Annotated in this window: 10 protein-coding genes; 1 reads left to right on the top strand and 9 read right to left on the bottom strand. The window is 36.4% G+C overall.

Annotated elements, in window-relative coordinates:
* The 9 genes from FD31_RS10980 to murB form a co-directional block, all read right to left on the bottom strand.
* The coding region (locus FD31_RS10980; RefSeq protein ID WP_157049165.1) for a leucine-rich repeat domain-containing protein at positions 1-1,538 on the bottom strand (1,538 nt) is incomplete at its 3' end.
* A gap of 170 nt (positions 1,539-1,708) precedes the next feature.
* Positions 1,709-2,239: a VanZ family protein gene (locus FD31_RS10975; protein ID WP_057892827.1), complete on the bottom strand. Its 531-nt coding sequence runs from the start codon at positions 2,237-2,239 to the stop codon at positions 1,709-1,711.
* Positions 2,239-3,834 carry an APC family permease gene (locus FD31_RS10970; protein ID WP_057892826.1) on the bottom strand — a complete coding sequence of 532 codons (1,596 nt, stop codon included), beginning with the start codon at positions 3,832-3,834 and terminating at the stop codon, positions 2,239-2,241. The genes FD31_RS10975 and FD31_RS10970 overlap by 1 nt, the downstream gene beginning before the upstream one ends.
* Before the next feature lie 237 nt (positions 3,835-4,071).
* Complete coding sequence (glmS, locus tag FD31_RS10965) at positions 4,072-5,883, bottom strand: glutamine--fructose-6-phosphate transaminase (isomerizing) (RefSeq protein WP_057892825.1); 1,812 nt, start codon at positions 5,881-5,883, stop codon at positions 4,072-4,074.
* A gap of 709 nt (positions 5,884-6,592) precedes the next feature.
* Positions 6,593-7,945, bottom strand: coding sequence for a phosphoglucosamine mutase (glmM, locus tag FD31_RS10955; protein WP_057892823.1), 1,353 nt, complete (start codon positions 7,943-7,945; stop codon positions 6,593-6,595).
* Between the two features lie 21 nt (positions 7,946-7,966).
* The gene (locus FD31_RS10950) at positions 7,967-9,058 is read right to left on the bottom strand and encodes a CdaR family protein (RefSeq protein ID WP_057892822.1); all 1,092 of its coding nucleotides are present in this window, start codon (positions 9,056-9,058) and stop codon (positions 7,967-7,969) included.
* Positions 9,036-9,899 carry a diadenylate cyclase CdaA gene (cdaA, locus tag FD31_RS10945; RefSeq protein WP_057892821.1) on the bottom strand — a complete coding sequence of 288 codons (864 nt, stop codon included), beginning with the start codon at positions 9,897-9,899 and terminating at the stop codon, positions 9,036-9,038. Before cdaA ends, FD31_RS10950 begins: the two co-directional genes overlap by 23 nt.
* An 89-nt stretch (positions 9,900-9,988) precedes the next feature.
* Positions 9,989-12,115, bottom strand: coding sequence for a cation:proton antiporter (locus FD31_RS10940; protein WP_057892820.1), 2,127 nt, complete (start codon positions 12,113-12,115; stop codon positions 9,989-9,991).
* A 180-nt stretch (positions 12,116-12,295) separates the two neighbouring features.
* The gene (murB, locus tag FD31_RS10935) at positions 12,296-13,201 is read right to left on the bottom strand and encodes a UDP-N-acetylmuramate dehydrogenase (protein WP_057892819.1); all 906 of its coding nucleotides are present in this window, start codon (positions 13,199-13,201) and stop codon (positions 12,296-12,298) included.
* Between the two features lie 121 nt (positions 13,202-13,322).
* On the opposite strand from murB, the gene FD31_RS10930 reads away from it, so the two are divergent.
* Positions 13,323-14,084 carry an exodeoxyribonuclease III gene (locus FD31_RS10930; protein ID WP_057892818.1) on the top strand — a complete coding sequence of 254 codons (762 nt, stop codon included), beginning with the start codon at positions 13,323-13,325 and terminating at the stop codon, positions 14,082-14,084.

The raw sequence follows: 14,084 nt of genomic DNA, 5'->3' as shown, positions 1-14,084 counted from the left end.
AGGGTATTACCAGAAAAAGCCTCATCACCGATCGAAGATAATGCCGTATCTTTTGAAAAATCAATATTTTTTAAATTTGTATTACTTCCAAAAGCCTTATTTCCAATAGTCTTTAAATTAGTTGGCAACGTTAATGAAGTTAATTTACCATTAGCAAAAAAAGCCTCATCACCAATAGTTTCCAATGCCATATCTTTTGAAAAATCAATATTTTGCAAATTACCATTATATTCAAAGGCATGATTACCAATCGTGATTAAACTAGATGGTAATGTTAACGAAGCAAGTCCTGTATTAGACTTAAATGCGCTATCTCCAATCATGGTTAAACTAGATGGTAATGTTAACGAAGTAAGCTTTTCATTAGAAATGAATGCGCCATCTCCAATCATCTGTAAACTATTAGGTAACTTAACCTCATAATTTCCGCTTGAATTAGCACCACTACTAGCAAAGGCCTTTTTACCAATGCTTATTAAATTATTATTATTACTTAAATCAATTCCTGTTATATTGGGATCGCCAGAAAATGCCTCGTCACCAATAGTTTCCAATGCCGTATCTTTTGAAAAATCAATATTTTTTAAACCACCATTTATAGCAAAAGCTTGATAACCAATTGATTTTAAAGTTTCTGGAAATGTCAATGAAGTTATTGAACCATTATAAGTGAACGCATTATTTCCAATACTAGTAACATTATATTGTTTACTACTATTAGTAGCATTGTTAGTAACGGTAATTTGCGTAGGGATATCAATCGATGAATCTGTTAATTTATCAGTTGCGCCAACCAAAGAAGCCTCACCACTATCATCATTGGTACTCCATTTAAAACTGTCGGCACTAGTATGATCAGTGTCAGAAGTTATTGTATTTGCACTTGTATCAACCGGAGTAAAAACATTCGTGGCTAAAGCCATTTTTTCCATGACTGGAGCTTGAACTTCAGTAGCAGATACTGGTGCTTCTGTATCTGTCGACGAATTAGCATTTCCTTCTTCAACACCTTCTGACTTTAAAACATCAGGACTACTCTCTACTGGTATACCCTCAGGTGATAATCCGTCAACGGTTGGATTATTCTCTTCTGAACTCTTTGACGATTGTTCTCCAACAGTTTGTTTATCATCCGCACTATCAGGTAGAGACCCTTTAGTAATTAAAGAAGTATCTTGTTTTTCATCAGCTGATAAACTTTTAACATCGGCACCATTTGTTGGTTCATTGGACACTACATCACTTGTATTTGATCCATCTGTTTTTGAACCCATTTCATCAGAAGTCTCTTTAATTGAACCAGGTGCTGGTGAACTAGTTATGGTAGGACCTTCAGTATTTGAGCTAGTCGTCGTTGAACTCTGAGTAACTGTATTTGAGGTTTTACTTTCAGAAGCTGTGGCAGTACTAGCATTGTCGTCTGTAGTTGCATGCACAACCACTTGTTGACCTACAGTAGTTCCCAGTCCAAGTGTCATCGCCGTCCCCGCGGCAAGTAATAATTGTTTCTTACTTAACATAATTTTCTTATTTGACATAATATCAAACCATCCTCATTAAAATGATTATCCCGTATCTGTTTAAATATATTTTTTGCTTTATAAATATTTATCCCTAAATTTTACAAACGAATGTTTTTATAATACGGCAAAAAAGCCGACCATTTAGGTCGACTTTTATAATTAATTTTATAAAAATGTGAATCATTTTAAACTTGAGATACCTTGGCGGACTTCCGATGGCGCCAAATAACGAAGTACAAAACTATTGCCACAATTACTGCACCTGTTAAACCTCCAGCACTATCTAAAATGACATCTGTAACTGAAGGTGTCCTACCACCGGTTAATCCTTGATGAAATTCATCAAATGCAGCTAGGCCGGTTGTCATCATCCATGGAACAAAAATTTGTAAGAAATGATTACGTTTAAAGTATGTATAAAGTGCTAAACATAAAAAGACACCTAGAATCAAATAAGTTCCAAAATGAGCACCTTTACGAATAAAGAATTCAACAAAATGATAATAACCATCATTAGCAATTGACTGTTCCTTGCCACCATAATTAAAGCTGATCTTGCTTAAACCATTACGAAATGGCTTACCATGTACATATTTTTCCAAAAAAGGTACTGAGGTTTGTTGCTTATAAGTCATAGACGAACTGTAAAACAAAATCAGTTCAATTAAAACTACGCCGCCCCAAAACCATTTTTCCAATTTTTTAAGCTTTTCCATTACTCTTCATCCCAATTCACAGTAGCATTAAGTTTTCTCGCATCATCGAAGTAACCTGAATGATAAGCAGAGTTAATTGCCCAATAATAAATCACTGTTGAAAAAATGACAATTACTAGGAAATCGAGTGGATATTGAATCAAATCTAATCCACCAAAATGGTGACTCCCAATCCAAGAAATAATTGACAATCCTACTAAGTGAACAATCAACCACAGACTGGCATAAAATTTCTCTTTAAATTCTTTGAAACCACGACGAAAATCGTAAATGAAATAAATTGGCAAGCCTACAATAATAATGACAATTACTTCCACTGTAGTTGGAAACATTGACCAATATATCGCTAAACTAATTAAATCAAAGACAACTGGTGCCAAAAATTTCATCCCACGAATCTTAGTTGGTCGTTTAAAATCCGGTCCCATTTTCCGCAAGCTACCAGCAACAACTGGCCCTGATAATAATGAAATCAAGGTTGATGCTGCAACAACACGTGATAAGAGTGCCCAATTTTTGAATAATAGAATCAAGATAACACTAACCACAAAATCGACCATCAAGGCAATTCTGGGTGTATTGTAACTATTATTAGTATTACTCAAAATTTTAGGCAAATGCTTATTTTTAGGCATTGATGACAATGATTTGCTTGCTGAAGCTGAAAATGCTATCCCACTTCCAATTGGTGAAATAAAGGCTGTAAAGTAAATTAAAGTTGAAAGCCAATAAATATTCAACAAAATCGCCAAGTCCGCAAATGGAGAATTAAAACTAATTTGTGACCAACCGCCGTTAATAATTGAGTGTGGTAAAGCTCCAATAAAAACGATTTGTAACGTAATATAAATAATCGCACTAATTAGTAATGAATAAATAATCCCTCGACGAATATTGACTGCTGGCTTAACAATATCATTTCCAAGATTGATAACCGTTTGAAAAGCCACGTACGAATAAATAATTCCAGCGCTACCAATTGCTACAAAAATTGACGAAGTTCCGTATGGCATAAACTGATGAACAGTCGTCCCCATATTGTTCCAATCAAAATGAGCTGAAATTAGTAATCCCATGGTAATGATTGGTACTGCTATTTTGAATACCGAAATAAAGTTATTGAATTTGGCCATAATTGTGACTGACCAATAATTAATTAACGTGAATACTAAAATCAAACCAGTCGCCATGACAATTCCACTCAAAGACAATTGCCCATTTTTCATAAATCCATGTGTCCATTGTGCCCATTTCCAAGGCCAAGTGCTCATGTATTGCGTTGATGCAACTGCTTCTATCGGTAAAATTGCTAAAAGTGATAGCCAATTGGCCCAAGAAAAAACATGTCCTAGTAATGATCCATGTGTATACATTGTAAAACGACTCATTGCTCCGTCTTCAGGAAACATCGTTCCAATTTCAACATAGACCATCGCTATCATTGCTACTAAAATTGCTCCCAAAATCCACGCAATAATGGCTGCTGGTCCGGCAATCTTAGCTGCTTGACTGGAACCAAACATCCAGCCTGAACCAATAATCGCACTCAGACCAAACATCACGGTTGAGAACAAATTTAATTTTTTATCTCTCATAAAACCACCAATCTAATATTTTCTTACTTTTCCACCTAAAGAACAAAACTTGCATTCTTCGGCTAGTTTATTATTTTTACATAGTCTATTGTTTCGTTCAATTACCTTTTTAGATTATTGTTTATTAAGTAATTAATAATCGTTGTGATAATTGATTTTTTAACTATCAACTTAAATAACCAACAAAAAATAGCCCCCTATTATAGAGGCTATTTTTTAAAATACTACCAATATAGGCTACTCTACCGTAACACTTTTGGCAAGATTACGAGGTTTATCAACATCATTACCACGTGCCAAACTTGCATAGTAAGCAATCAATTGAGCTGGTACAACACTGATAATTGGTGAGATCAATTCGTCAATTTCAGGGATGATAATTTGATCTCCTGCTTCAGCGTATTTTTGACTAGCAATCACTAGAACATGTGCTCCACGAGCTTTAACTTCCTGAATATTACCACGTGTATGACTAGCACCGACACCATCGTTAACATAAGCAATTACCGGTGTATTATTTTCAATCAAAGCAATTGTTCCGTGCTTCAATTCGCCAGCAGCAAAGCCTTCAGCGTGAATGTATGAAATTTCTTTCAACTTCAAGGCAGCTTCAAGTGACAACGCATAATCAATTCCACGACCGATATAGAAAGCATCTGTCTGATCAGTTAGAAAATCTGCTGTCAATTGTTTGATAGTTGCTTTTTCGTCAACAATTGTTTGAATACCGTTAGCAGCTAATGCCAATTGTTTCTTAACGTCAAAGTCTTTAGCAATGGCAATTCCTTTGGCTTGTCCTAAAGCTTGAGCAAGGACTGCTTCAACGGCAATTTGAGCTGTGTAAGCCTTAGTGGAAGCAACCGCAATCTCTGGTCCAGCTAATAATTCCATCGTGAAGGTTGCTTCTCTAGAAAGTGTTGAATTAGGAACGTTAGTCATCGTCAAACTTGGTAAATTCATTTCGTTTACTTTAACAAGAACTTGACGACTATCGGCTGTCTCACCACTTTGTGATAAGAAGATGAAGAATGGATGCTTAGAAAGTTTTGGCATGTGGTAACCAAATTCACTACCTAATTCAACATCAACTGGTACATCAGCAATTTTTTCAAAAATATTTTGACCAACTAAACCGGCATGATAACTTGTTCCCGCTGCCACAATGTATAGACGGTCGGCCTTTTTCATCTCATCTAATAACTTAGAATCAATATTCATTGTTCCATCGTCATTGAGATAATTTTGAGAAATCTTTCTCATAACATTTGGTTGTTCGTCAATTTCTTTTAACATGTAGTGTTCATAAGTACCTTTAGAAATATCACTAGCATCAAGATCAACTGTGTATGGATCTCTTTGAACGGCTGTGCCATCAAGTTTACTGATTTCAACAGAACCCTTCTTGAGAATAACAACTTCACCATCATGGATTTCAACAAATTGATGTGTTTGATCAAGCATAGCCATTGCATCTGAACAAATGACGTTGAAACCATCGCCCAATCCAATCAACAACGGACTCTTATTCTTAGCAACAAAGATACGATCAGGTTGTTCTTTGTCAACCATAGCAAAAGCATATGAACCCTCAATCAAGCTAAGAGCTTTTCTAAAAGCAGCCTCGCCATCAAGCCCTTCTTTTGCGAAATGATCAACTAATTGAACAGCAACCTCAGTATCAGTTTGACTGCTAAATTTAACATCAGCTAAATATTTAGTTTTCAATTCTTCAAAGTTTGTTAAAACACCATTGTGAACTAAGTAAAAACGATTATCGGCTGAGAAATGTGGGTGAGCATTTTCAACGGTTGGTGTTCCGTGAGTAGCCCATCTTGTATGACCGATTCCAACAAGTCCTTGAACATCATCAGTCACAGCATTTTCTAGTTTACTGATTTTACCTACTTCTTTAACTAAGAAATCTTTACCTTTTTGATTGTTAACATAAATACCTGCTGAATCGTAACCACGGTATTCAAGCTTCTCTAATCCGTTTAATAAAATATCAGTTGTTTTATTATTTCCAATAACTCCAACAATTCCACACATAGTAATCAATGCCTTTCTAAAATTGGTATAGTTCTTTATTTTTAAATGGTATAGTTCAATCGAATTAACTTTATCATCTTGCGACAATGACTAGAATACTAATCAAGTGGATTTTTGTCAAGAAAAGTTTAATATTTTCATTAATTGGTACGGTTGGTATGTACCGATATTAACGATATGGTATATATCATTGTGTTTGGATGCCGCCTCTGGGAGCAAGAAATTTAGGTTGCTGTGGGGACCGCCCGGAGCCAAGGTCTCCGAGGTCGATTTTGAACTTCACAAAGTACGAGAATTTCAAAACTCGTCCCGTGGTGTAGGAGCTAAAGCTCCAACGTCACCTGCACTGCTGCCTAAATTTCTTGCTCCCAGAGGCTAGTTTATTAATCGTTTTGAGTGTAATTAATAATAAAATTAATATGCAAAAAAATATATCAGAATTTTAAAAATACATTTATCAATAATTTTGAACATAACAAAAAAGAGATTGAGGATTTTTTGATTATTCCTCAATCTCTTTTTTATTCTAAATACTTTTTTATATAGTCAGTGGCTCTTAAACGAGTTCCGCAAGGGCAACTCCCTCTGCTTTTCATAGAACTGTAAATCACACGCAAGTTCGGCGTGCGATTCACAGTTCTACGAAAAGGCTCAGGAGCTGACCGCCCTTGCTCCACTCTCTCGAAATCTAACCGTCGTCTTCCACTCTCTAGTTTAATTCGTTCTTTACAACTTCAACGATTTGATCACAATATTCGTTAACTTTTTCTTCTGTTGGAGCTTCACACATAACACGTAACAATGCTTGTGTACCACTAGGACGTACTAATACACGACCATCCCCTGCCATTTCGTCTTCTACGGCTTTAATTGAGTCGAGGATTGGTTGATGCTTGTCCCATGATTCTTTATCGGCTACGGATACGTTAACTAGCTTTTGTGGATAAATCTTTACAGGTGCTCCCAATTCAGCTAATGTCTTACCAGTTTCTTTCATAACGTGCAATAGATGGATACCTGTTAACATTCCGTCTCCAGTATTCATGTATTCATACAAAACAACGTGTCCTGATTGTTCACCACCGATGTTGTAGTTATTCTTACGAATTTCTTCAACAACGTGACGGTCACCAACGGCTGTTTGAACTGACTTCATGTCATTTGCTTCAATAGCTTTGTACAAACCAAGATTACTCATAACTGTTGTAACAATTGTGTCTTTCTTTAAACGGCCACCATCGTGGAGATATTTACCAAGAATGAACATGATTTTATCCCCATCAACGATATTTCCGTCAGCGTCAACGGCAATACAACGGTCTCCATCACCATCAAAAGCTAATCCGGCAACAGCATCTGATTCTTTAACACGTTTTGCCAATTCTTCTGGATGTGTTGAACCAACATTCTTGTTGATATTGATTCCATCTGGATGTGAAGCCATGATTTCAAAGTCAACGCCCAAATCAGCAAATAATGTACTTGCTAAACGACTTGTTGAACCATTAGCTGTGTCCAAAACAATCTTCATACCACTTAAATCATCTGACAATGTTTGTTTCAAGAATTGTAGATACTTTTGAGCACCTTCTGGATAGTCAGAAACACTACCTAAACCTTCAGCTGATGGTCTTGGCAAAGTATCTTCTTTAGCATCCAATAACTCTTCAATTTCGTCTTCAACGTCATCTGGCAACTTGTAACCATCTGAACCAAAGAACTTGATTCCGTTATCTTCAGCAGGATTGTGTGATGCTGAAATCATAATTCCGGCATCAGCAGAAACGGCACGTATTAAATATGCAACGGCGGGAGTTGTGATAACATCCAAATTTAAAACTTCGATTCCGACTGAAAGTAGTCCTGAAATCAAACTTGATTGCAACATTTGACCTGAAATACGTGTATCTCGAGCAACTAAAACACGTGGACGTGAGTCGCTATTTTCTGAATGCTGTGTTAGAACATAGCCACCGAAACGACCTAGCTTAAATGCTAGTTCAGGACTTAATTCTTTATTTGCAATACCTCTTACTCCGTCTGTTCCAAAATATTTTGTCATGAAAACCTTACCCCCAGCGTATTATTGTTCGCTATTATTATTATCTTCAGTCGAGTTGTTATTGGACGAACTCGAATTATTGTTAGTACTACTACTGTTGCTATTAGAGCTATTCGTACTAGTACTGCTATTACTGTTGGTCGAAGAACTGGATGACGTACCAGTACTGATCGACACACTAATAGTTTCTGGATCAGTAAACGCTACTTTACTCCCCAAAGCATTGCCCAAATCAATTGATTTCTTGGTATTTCCAGTCACATCACTTACATCAACTGGAATATCCACTGAATCATTGATTGCATCAATTTGAGACTGTGTTCCGAAAATTCTGATATTTTTCACATCAGATTCAAGTGTGAAATTCGAGTTATTAGAATTTCCTTGTTGTTTCAAATTAATCGAGACTTGCTTGCTTTGGATTGTAATTGGAATTTTAACGTGTACCGTTTGTGGATCCAATGTAACATTTACAGTTTTACCATTTTTATCGAGTGCTTGCACTAAAACTTCTTGATCAAACGTCGATTTTATTCCCTTAGGCAAAATCGGTTTAACAATTACTTTATTGATTTTTTCAATTTCAGAGGCTGCACCAGTAACTGTCACAGTATCAGGAGATACCTCTGTTTTACCAGCTTCGTAACCAGTTGCCAATGATTCTTTATTGTAATCAACATCAACTGCAAATTTCTTAGTTTCTCGACGTTGAATATTAACAGTGACATACTTCGGTTTAATGTTGTAAGTCAATTCACTATTCAAGCCAGATTCTTTAATTTGGACTCGATGTTGGCCAATTGATAAATCTTTTAAATTCAAATATAAATTAAAATTCTGAGTATTTTTAGTTGCCGTAACAAGTGCTGATGGACCTTCAATAGTAACTTTCACATTTTCAGGATAGCCGGTTATATAATACTTGTCGACGTCAGCCTGTAACTGCAAAGGGACTGTTAAAGTCACCTTTTTTGTAACTGTTGAAGTATTCGATTGATTGGAATCTCTCGTTGACCCAACGCCTGGACTGCTTACAAAAAAGAATAGCCAGAGGGCACAACCGAGGGCGATAAAGGCATAAAAATAATTACTATTTATTATCTTCTTTATCATCTTGGGCCTCCTTCTTCTTGCGACCAATCTTAAAGAAATCTAGTAGAGAGTGATTTTCATTCTCATTGGGATCCTTTAGTTGTGCGTGAAGATATTTTAGATAATCCTCACGAGAAAGATCAAGCATCATGTGCCCATTTCTAGTGATCATTACACCACCAGTTTCCTCAGAAACAACAATTGTAATAGCATCAGTGACTTCACTAATACCAACCGCTGCTCTGTGACGAGTTCCCAATTCCTTAGGAATCGTATTACTTTCTGAAAGTGGTAAATAGGCTGCTGCAACCGAAATTCGATTGTTTCGCACAATTACTGCCCCATCATGTAGTGGCGTATTCGGAATGAAGATATTGATCAACAAAGCTCCTGTAACTTCAGCATCCAAATCAATACCGGTTTCGACATATTCTTCCAAACCAGTATTCATTTCCAAAGTTATCAGCGCCCCGATTCTACGCTTACTCATGTATTGAATCGCCTGATCTAGACTTTCAATCAAGTGATTTTTGGTCCTACCTTCTTCATTACTCGTGGAACTAAAGAGCGGCATTCGCCCCAGATGCTCTAAGCCTCGACGAATCTCTGGCTGAAAGATTATCACAATGACGATAATCCCCCAGTTGATTAACTGATCCATCAAAAAGGAAACAGTATGTAAATTCAAAGCCCAACTAACAAGCTTTATACCAAAAATAATCACGATTCCTTTTAGAAGCTGTACCGCTTTGGTTCCTCGTAACATTGACAGAACTTTGTAAAGAAAATACCAGACTACCAGGATATCAACCAAGTTAGCCAAATTCTGCCATGTAAAAATATTGCTTGGTATAAAATTCATTTTTCTAGCTCCTTAGCAGTTCGAACTAATTATAACAAACAATAAAAATTATAAAAGTTCATCATATTTTATATATGCTAATGCGTACGTTAATCAGCTCCGATATTAATAACTTCCTCACTGTAGTTGATATTTTGTCGCAACTCATTGGCAGTTGCCTTACTAACCTTACCTTGTTCCAACATATCTTGAACAAAAGCTCGTTGATAACTCAAGGCTTTAATTTCAAGCGCAGCCCGATCACCACTAAATTGCGGTGTCCGGCCACGATACTTACCTTGTAATAATTCCAAACGATCTTCGTAATGACGTTGGAAAATATAAACTAAATTATCAGTAAAATCATCATTATCTGATTGACTTAATTCTTGTAACTTAGCTAAAGCTCGCTTAGCACCTGCCGTTGAAATCTTGATTGAGTCTTGATTGATCTGTTGCATATCGTCATATTTAACTGAACGATAAAACCAACGTCTAATTTGCAAATAAGTTCTTCTGAAATAACTCAAGAAAAACTCAATCGTTGAATTATAACGACGATGAACAATTTCTTTCTTGTATTTAGAAATTTTACGATTTGCTATATCGTAGGCTTCGTCTGAGATTTCATGATTAGTATACAATTCATCAATTGCTTCTAATTCACAATTGAAACAAATGTCCCACAATTCAGCATCTTTTTTACTTTTGACACGACGTTTACTGATTTGATGACTCGCCATTTTGGGACTACTGTTACGAATGCCCAAATTACGAATATCATACAAATACTCGGCAATAACTGATGAATAAACAGCAGTATCACCATCATCCATTTCACTACGTAATTTCTTGATTGTCTTTTCCAAAATTAACCGACTAGCTTCAGCCTGCGTTAATTTAACGATAACTGGTGCCTCTTCTTCATCGTCATCATTATCGTCTTCGTCAGAAACAAAGGTGTTACCACGATAAGCAACTGGTGCACTATTTTTAGTTAATAAAGGAATTAAAATTGTTGCCCCTAACAAACTAAAAATAATCACTGCACTAGCCAAGAATAACAGTAATGTCCGTGCTGGAAATGGTCCACCACCCTTGATAGTCATTGGTAATGATAAAACACCGACCATCGTAACGGCGCCACGGACACCTGAAATCCCTGACATTAGGCAATCATCAAGCCGCGATTTGGACCATAAAACAATCTTATTATCACCATTATTAGAGAACGTTGTATAGATGTAACTCCAGGTTGCCCGAATCACGACTAACATAATCCAAATGATGAATGCTAAGAAAACAGCTCCAATCGTATTGATATTGTCATTGTGAACTAATTCTTCCATGGCAAACGGAATTTCAATTCCCAACAAGACAAAGACGATCCCATTGAGGACATAAACAACTAAATCCCACGTCCTCGAGGTAACCATTTTAATTTCTGGTGTAAAACTGCTGAGATTTCGATTTGAAGAAATATTTAAAATTCCGGCAATAACAACCGCAACAACTCCAGAAACATCGAAAACATCTTCAGCTACATAATAAATAATAAACGGAATAATAATCTGAATAATGGCATGTAAAATTGAGTCATCGACACCTTGATTCATCAAATATAATCTGACACCATTGAAAATCCAAATCATCACAGCACCAACTAAAGCACCAACAATTGAAATATGGAAGAAATCAATCGTTGCATCCTTCAGTGAGAACATTCCTGTGACAGTGGCTGCCACACCATATTTAAAACAAATCAAGCCCGACGCATCATTAATTAAACTTTCACCACTAATTAAATGCATCAATTTGTCAGGAATATGTGCCTTTTTAGCAATTGACTGCACAGCAATCGGATCGGTTGGCGACAAAACTGCCACCAACGTGAATGCCGTTGCCCAAGGTAAACTCGGGATAAGCCATTTGACAAAAACACCCCCAACCAAGGTAGAGATAATAACTAAAACAATTGCGTTTCCTAAAATCGGCCCCTTTAATTTCCACAGTTCTCGCTTTGGAAAGTTATTTCCATCGTTAAACAGAATTGGGGCAATAAACGCTAACAAAAACCACTCTGTATCAACATAAATTTTTACGTGCATAAACAATGCAGCCAAAATTCCCGCAGCAATTTGTAACAAACTTGGCGGAATCGACACAAAGTAGTGACTTACAATATTGGCAATAATTAAGAGTGAAAGAATCAAAATGATTGATTCAAGTATTTCCACAGACAACACCTACCGTTTCTTTTTTTATTTTTGAAATATTTGATTTTTGCCGCTTCCGGGAAACAAAAAGATGAATCCTGCTGTGAGACCTAAATTTCTTGCTCTTGGAAGCGGAATATTTATATACATATAGGCCAATAAGCCACTTAAATGGGCTTTATTGACCTATACAATTGAAACTTAATCTTTTTGGTCTTCGCCAATGATACGAACTTCTGTATGAAGTGAAACATCAAATTTTTCCTTAACGATTTTTTGAATCAAATGAATTAGATTCATATAATCTGTTGCCGTCGCATGTTTGACGTTTACGATAAATCCAGCATGTTTCATTGAAACTTGGGCTCCACCAACCATCTTGCCTTGCAAACCAGCCTTGATAATTAGTGGACCAGTGAAGTGTCCCTTGGGACGTTTAAAGACACTACCACATGATGGGTATTCTAATGGCTGCTTTGAACGTCTTAATTCATTCAAACGATCCATTTCCTCTTGGATTGCATCTTTGTTGCCACGTTTTAAGTTGAACGTAGCGCTTATAACGATACCGCCATCTTCCTGAACGATACTGTGACGGTAACTAAAATCCATATCCTCATGTGTCAGCGTTGTAATTCGACCATCTGGCATCAGAACTTCAGCTGTATCAAAACAATCTTTAATTTCACCACCATAGGCACCAGCGTTCATAAAGACTGCTCCACCAACACTTCCGGGAATTCCTGCGGCAAACTCGATACCAGTTAAACCAGCTTTTTGTGCTTCGATTGTTGTATTGATAATCGTAGCGCCTGCTTCGGCTGTAACTTTAGTATCGGAAACCTCAATCTTATGGAAGTTAGGCAAAATAATCACAACGCCACGAATACCACCATCTTTGATGATCAAATTACTGGCATTACCAATAACAGTGATAGGCACCTGATTTACTCGCGCTGTATCAACAATCTCGACCAATTCTTCTCTTGTCTTGGGAAAAGCTAATGTATCAGCTGGACCACCGGTTTTGGTAAAGGTATATTTACTTAAAGGTTCTTTTAATTTAAATTCAATATTTGGTAATTTTTCAACTGGAAAATTCAACATTCATCATCCTTTTTATTACAAATACTTTACAATTACTTACCGTATAATTTTATCACATAGTTAGATACATAACGAACTAACAAGCCTAACAATAATGCTATAATTGTGGCGAGGTGATTTTATGAAGCTTATATCTTGGAACGTTAATGGATTACGTGCCGTGGTTAAAAAGGATTTTACTGAAACATTCAACGACCTAAACGCTGATATATTCAGTATTCAAGAGACAAAATTACAAGAGGGACAAATTGATTTAGATCTTCCTGGCTATCATCAATATTTCTTTTATGCTAAGAAAAAAGGCTATTCTGGAACAGCTATTTTTACTAAACAAGAACCAGTCAACGTTACGCAAGGTCTCGGTATTGAAGAGTTCGATGACGAAGGGCGGACGATTACTTTAGAATTCCCTGAGTTTTATTTAATCAACAGTTACACACCAAATTCTCAACCCAGCCTAAAACGAATTGATTATCGGATGCGTTATGACGATGCTATGCGTGCTTATATGTTAAAATTATCAGCTGATAAACCAGTTATTCTCTGTGGTGATTTAAACGTTGCTCATGAAGAAATTGATTTGAAGAATCCTAAGACTAATCACAAGAATCCCGGTTTCTCAGATCAGGAACGTGACAAATTTAGTGAACTATTGGATAGTGGTTTTACCGATAGTTTCCGAGCACTTCATCCCGATGAAATTAAATATTCATGGTGGAGCTATCGTTTTAATGCCAGAAAAAATAATGCTGGTTGGAGAATTGATTATTTCGTAGTTTCAAATAACGGCAAAGATTTGATTGATAACGCCGATATTCTCAATGACGTTTATGGTTCGGATCACTGCCCAATTGAATTAGATTTAAACATTAAAGGAGAATAA

The sequence above is a fragment of the Companilactobacillus nantensis DSM 16982 genome (assembly GCF_001435815.1).
Lineage (GTDB): Bacteria > Bacillota > Bacilli > Lactobacillales > Lactobacillaceae > Companilactobacillus > Companilactobacillus nantensis.
Note: the sequence above shows the minus strand (reverse complement) of the source record. Positions and strands in the feature narration are given on the sequence as shown.

Bases quoted from the DNA above. Each gene is read 5' to 3' on its own strand.
- FD31_RS10975 (WP_057892827.1), bottom strand. From the start codon at position 2,239: ATGGAAAAGCTTAAAAAATTGGAAAAATGGTTTTGGGGCGGCGTAGTT.
- FD31_RS10970 (WP_057892826.1), bottom strand. From the start codon at position 3,834: ATGAGAGATAAAAAATTAAATTTGTTCTCAACCGTGATGTTTGGTCTG.
- glmS (WP_057892825.1), bottom strand. From the start codon at position 5,883: ATGTGTGGAATTGTTGGAGTTATTGGAAATAATAAAACAACTGATATT.
- glmM (WP_057892823.1), bottom strand. From the start codon at position 7,945: ATGACAAAATATTTTGGAACAGACGGAGTAAGAGGTATTGCAAATAAA.
- FD31_RS10950 (WP_057892822.1), bottom strand. From the start codon at position 9,058: ATGATAAAGAAGATAATAAATAGTAATTATTTTTATGCCTTTATCGCC.
- cdaA (WP_057892821.1), bottom strand. From the start codon at position 9,899: ATGAATTTTATACCAAGCAATATTTTTACATGGCAGAATTTGGCTAAC.
- murB (WP_057892819.1), bottom strand. From the start codon at position 13,201: ATGTTGAATTTTCCAGTTGAAAAATTACCAAATATTGAATTTAAATTA.
- FD31_RS10930 (WP_057892818.1), top strand. From the start codon at position 13,323: ATGAAGCTTATATCTTGGAACGTTAATGGATTACGTGCCGTGGTTAAA.